At 83.8% G+C, this 1,746-nt stretch carries 1 protein-coding gene; it reads left to right on the top strand.

Features of this window, described 5'->3' with window-relative positions; all coding sequences use genetic code 11:
• The coding region (locus tag A9X00_RS32660) for a hypothetical protein (RefSeq protein ID WP_197515002.1) at window positions 1–1,746 on the top strand (1,746 nt) is incomplete at both ends.

Raw genomic sequence — 1,746 nt, 5'->3', positions numbered from 1 at the left:
GCGCCTCCGGCTGGAGCGCCGGTTCGGCGTTGACAGTGGTCACCTGGTCGGGTGGCGTGGGCGGGTCCGGCGGGACGGGCGGAGCCGCGGGCACGGGTGCCGGCGCCGCGGCGTCTGCGGGTATCGCCGGTGACGCCGGCACCGGCGGCCAGGGCGGGCAGGGCGGCCAGGGCGGCGCCACCACCACACCGGGCGACACCGCCGGGGCGGGCGGCATCGGCGGCCAAGGCGGCCAGGGCGGCCAGGGCCTCGCGGGCCCGGCCGGCGGCAGCGGCCAAACCGGCGGGCACGGCGGCCAGGGCGGTGCGGGCGGTCTGGGCGGCAGCGCCGTCGCCGGCGCAACCGACGGCAGCGGCGGCCGGGGCGGCACCGGCGGCATCGGTGGCATGGGCGGCGGCGCGGCCGCCGCCGGCGATACCGCCGGGCAGGGCGGGCAAGGCGGGCAAGGTGGCACGGGCGGCGCCATCGGCACCGGCGGCACGGCCACCGGCGCGACATATGGCGACGGCGGGGTCGGCGGCCAGGGCGGGCAGGGCGGCCAGGGTGGCGCCGGCGTCGCCGATAACGGCACCAACAACGCCGGTGCCGGCGGCATCGGTGGCCTCGGCGGCAACGGCGGAGGCGGCGGCGATGCCGGCGGCGCCGGCGCGAGCGTGGGCGCCGGCGGCGCCGGCGGCACCGGTGGAACCGGTGGCACGGGCGGAGCCGCGGCCACCACCGCCGATAGCGCCGGTCAGGGCGGGCAAGGCGGCCAGGGCGGCACCGGCGGCCCGGACAGCCCCGGCGGCGGCGCCGGCCAAGGCGGCCACGGCGGCCTGGGCGGCAACGGTGGTGCCGGTGCGGCCAGCACCACACCCGGCGGCCAAGGCGGGACCGGTGGCACCGGCGGTGACGGCGGTGCCGGCGGGTCCGGCGGCGTGAGCGCGACCGCGAGCAACGGCAACGGCGGGGTCGGCGGCCAGGGCGGGCAGGGCGGTCAGGGTGGCGGCGGCGTCGGCGATGACGGCGGCAACGACGCCGGGGCCGGCGGCACGGGCGGCCAAGGTGGCCATGGCGGTGGCGGCGGCGCGGCCGGCGGCACCGGCGCGAGCGTGGGCGCCGGCGGGGCCGGCGGAACGGGCGGCACCGGTGGCGGCGGCGGGGCCGGCAGCACCGCGGGCGGCACCGCCGGTCAAGGCGGTCAGGGCGGCACCGGCGGCGTCGGCGGGGCGGACACCGGCGGCGGCGCGGGGAGAGGCGGGGACGGCGGCACCGGTGGCGGTGGCGGCTCCGGCGGCACGGCGGGCAACGGCGGCGCCGGCGGTGCCGGTGGTAAGGGCGCGGATGGCGTGAGCGCCGGCGCCGGGGCCGCCGGTGGCGACGCGGGCAACGGCGGTGCGGGCGGTGCGGGCGGGGCCGGCGGTGGCAGCGCAGTGGCCGGTGGCGTCAGCGGCAGCGGTGGGGCCGGTGGCCAGGGCGGCGCCGGCGGTAACGGTGGCACGGGTGCCGCCGGTAGTGGCGCCGGCGGCAACGCGGGCGGCGGCGGTACTGGCGGGGCCGGCGGGGCGGGCGGCGACTCGGCCGGCGCCGGCGCCAAGGGTGGCCAGGGCGGCCAGGGCGGCGGCGGCGGGCAGGGCGGCACCGGCGGCAGCGCCGGCGGCGCTGGGGCCAGGCCGGCAACGGGGCCGCCGGCGGCCAGGGCGGCCACGGCGGCCAGGGCGGTCAGGGCTTCGCCGACAACAGCCCCAGCGGCGTGGGCTCCGACGG

This window comes from Mycobacterium sp. 1245805.9, from assembly GCF_001672915.1.
In the GTDB taxonomy this organism is placed as follows: Bacteria; Actinomycetota; Actinomycetes; order Mycobacteriales; family Mycobacteriaceae; genus Mycobacterium.
The sequence above is the reverse complement of the archived record's forward strand: the minus strand, read 5'-3'. Positions and strand labels throughout refer to the sequence as shown.